Source organism: Actinomycetota bacterium, from assembly GCA_036280995.1.
Classification (GTDB): Bacteria; Actinomycetota; CALGFH01; order CALGFH01; family CALGFH01; genus CALGFH01.
Genome location: DASUPQ010000255.1, coordinates 1 through 2,459, shown reverse-complemented (window position 1 = coordinate 2,459; position 2,459 = coordinate 1). Strand labels below are relative to the sequence as shown.

Annotated in this window: 4 protein-coding genes; all 4 read right to left on the bottom strand. The window is 73.0% G+C overall.

Going from position 1 to position 2,459, the window contains the following annotated elements; translation table 11 throughout:
- Nucleotides 1–1,242: ISL3 family transposase (locus VF468_08625; protein HEX5878370.1), on the bottom strand; the 1,242-nt coding region annotated here is incomplete at its 3' end.
- A 98-nt stretch (nucleotides 1,243–1,340) separates the two neighbouring features.
- Nucleotides 1,341–1,808: a bacterial transcriptional activator domain-containing protein gene (locus VF468_08620; protein HEX5878369.1), complete on the bottom strand. Its 468-nt coding sequence runs from the start codon at nucleotides 1,806–1,808 to the stop codon at nucleotides 1,341–1,343.
- A gap of 21 nt (nucleotides 1,809–1,829) precedes the next feature.
- Nucleotides 1,830–2,018, bottom strand: coding sequence for a hypothetical protein (locus tag VF468_08615; GenBank protein ID HEX5878368.1), 189 nt, complete (start codon nucleotides 2,016–2,018; stop codon nucleotides 1,830–1,832).
- 15 nt (nucleotides 2,019–2,033) lie between these two features.
- Entirely contained in the window at nucleotides 2,034–2,393 is a 360-nt protein-coding gene (locus VF468_08610; GenBank protein ID HEX5878367.1) for a VOC family protein, read from the bottom strand.
- Between the last annotated feature and the right edge of the window lie 66 nt (nucleotides 2,394–2,459).

The following is a 2,459-nucleotide window of genomic DNA, read 5'->3' as shown; positions in this document are numbered from 1 at the left end:
GAAGCCGAGGGCGGAGCCGCGCAGGTGCTCCAGGCGGCCGTTGATCGCTTCGGTTGGACCGTTGCTGGTGCCGGGCCGGTCGAAGTAGGCCAGTACGTCAGCGGCTCGCTTGCTCAGGGTGCGGCCGAGCTTGGCGATCTCGACCAGCGGCCTGGGGACGCCGGCGCTGAGCGACTCGATCAGCTTGACCATCAGCTCGCGGCCCGCGGCTGGGTCGGGGTGCCGGTAGGCGGCGATCATCCGCTGGTAGATGCCCCAGGTGGCCTCGACCTCGACGTGCTCATCGATGGCGAACAGGGCCGTGAGTCGGGCGGCCTGCTTGTCGGTGAGCAGGTCGGCACCGGTGTGCAGGGTTCGCCGGGCACGGTAGAGCGGGTCGTTCTTACGGCCGCGGCGGCCGCGGGTGGTCTGCTGAACGCGGCGGCGGCAGTCGTTGAGGGCGTCGCCGGCCAGGCGCACCATGTGGAAGGGGTCCATCACCGCGCCCGCGGCGGGGATCTCCTCAGCGGCGGCGGTCTTGAAGCCGGTGAACCCGTCCATCGCGACGACCTCCACGGCCTCGCGCCACGCCTGGGGGCGCTGGGTAAGCCAGGCCTTGAACGCGGCCTTGGAGCGGCCCGGGATCATGTCCAGCAGCCTCGCTGGACCCGTACCGGCGCGCACCGGCGTGAGGTCGATGATCACGGTGACGTACTTGTCCCCGCGACGGGTGTGGCGCCACACGTGCTCATCGACCCCGATGACCTTCACACCGTTCAACCGGCCGGGATCGTTGATCAGCACCCGTCGGCCCTCGGCCAGGATCGCGTCGTTGGCGGTGTTCCACGCGACGCCAAGCCCTTGGGCGACGCGAGCGATGCTCAAGTGCTGACACACGATCGCCTCCAGCGCCCAGGCCAGTCCACGACGCGACAGCCTGGCCCGCGGCTCGGCCGCGCGGCTGGTGTCCTGGCGCCACACATGCTCACACCCGGTGCACCGGTACCGGCGGATCGTCACCAGCAGGGTGGTCGGTCGCCAGCCCAGCGGCTCGTGCGCCAGCTCCCGCGTGACGGTGTCCCGGGGTCTTCCTGCACACCCGCAGCGTCGGCACCAGCCCTCGGTGCCGTCATCGGCCTCCAGGACCCGGCACGCCAGGACCGCGCGATCGGGCTCCGGACGCTGGCCGACCACGACCAGGCCGAGCTCATCCAGGCGGCAGAACGTGGTCAGGTCAGGGCAGCCGAAGGTAGCGTCAGGCACGTCGAGGTCTTCCAGATGGCCGGCGTAGGAACCTCCATCCTCGGAAGACCTCGACGCCTACCCCGGGACCGACGCGCCAGCCACCATCCAACCAGCGACTACACCCTCAACTGTGAAGAGCCGTGATAGGCCCGGAGCGCCCTGGCCCGGTCGCCGCGGGCGTCGTGGAGCCGCATCAGGGACCGGTAGGTGGCCTCGCGCAGCGGGTCGGCCCGCAGCAGCCGCTCCGCGAACCCGATCGCCTCGGCCGGCTCCTCCCGCGCCTCCAGCAGCTCGACCAGCCGCTCCAGGGCCCGGAGGTGGTCCCGGCGCAGCCGCTCGCGCGGCTCCAGCAGCCACTCGTCGTAGCCGCTCTCGAGCAGGTCGCCCCGGTACAGCCCGGCCGCCTCCCGCAGGGCCGGCAGCTCACCCGCGCCGTCCGGCCCCCGCCCGGCCAGGGCGACCGCCTCCTCGAAGGCGGCAACGTCCAACCACCAGGGGGCGTCCTCCGGCCAGCGCAACGCCCGCGGGGTCACCTCGAGGAACCGGTCGGCGTCGGGCAGGGTCCGCCGCAGGACGTGCAGCACGTGGCGCAAGTTGGTCCGGGCCTAGGACTCGCTCGAGTCGGGCCACAGGAGGAAGGCCAGGCGCTGGCGGGGCTGGGGCGTATCGCGGTGGAGCAGCAGGTAGGCGAGCAGCGACTCGGCCCGGGCCGAGCCGAGCAGCGGCAGCGGCTCCTCGCCGAGGCGCAGGTCGAGCTCGCCGAGGAGCCGGATGCGCAGCGTGGCCGGTGCCATGGGACCGCCCGGAGCTCAGGACCGGGGGCGGAGCAGGCAGAACTCGTTGCCCTCGGGGTCGCGCAGGACCTGCCAGCCGCCGCCGTCGTAGACGTCGTCGGCCCGGGTCGCGCCGAGGGCGACCGCCTGCTCGGTCGCCGCGGCCAGGTCGGTGCTGCGCAGGTCCAGGTGCAGCCGGTTCTTGACCGTCTTGGCCTCCGGCACCCGGAAGAAGTCGATGGCCAGCCCGCCCGGGGTGTGCAGGGTGGCGCCGTCGTCGTCGACCTCGACCGAGCCGCCGAGCAGGCGGCGCCACCAGCCGGCCAGCGCCGCCGGCTCGGCGCAGTCCACGGCCAGCGCGGCGATCCCCACGACGGCCGGTGCCTCGTCGCTCACGCGATGCTCACCTCGTTGCTCCGTTGGTCGTCCCGATCACCCTACCGCCACGGGCCCGTCCCGTTC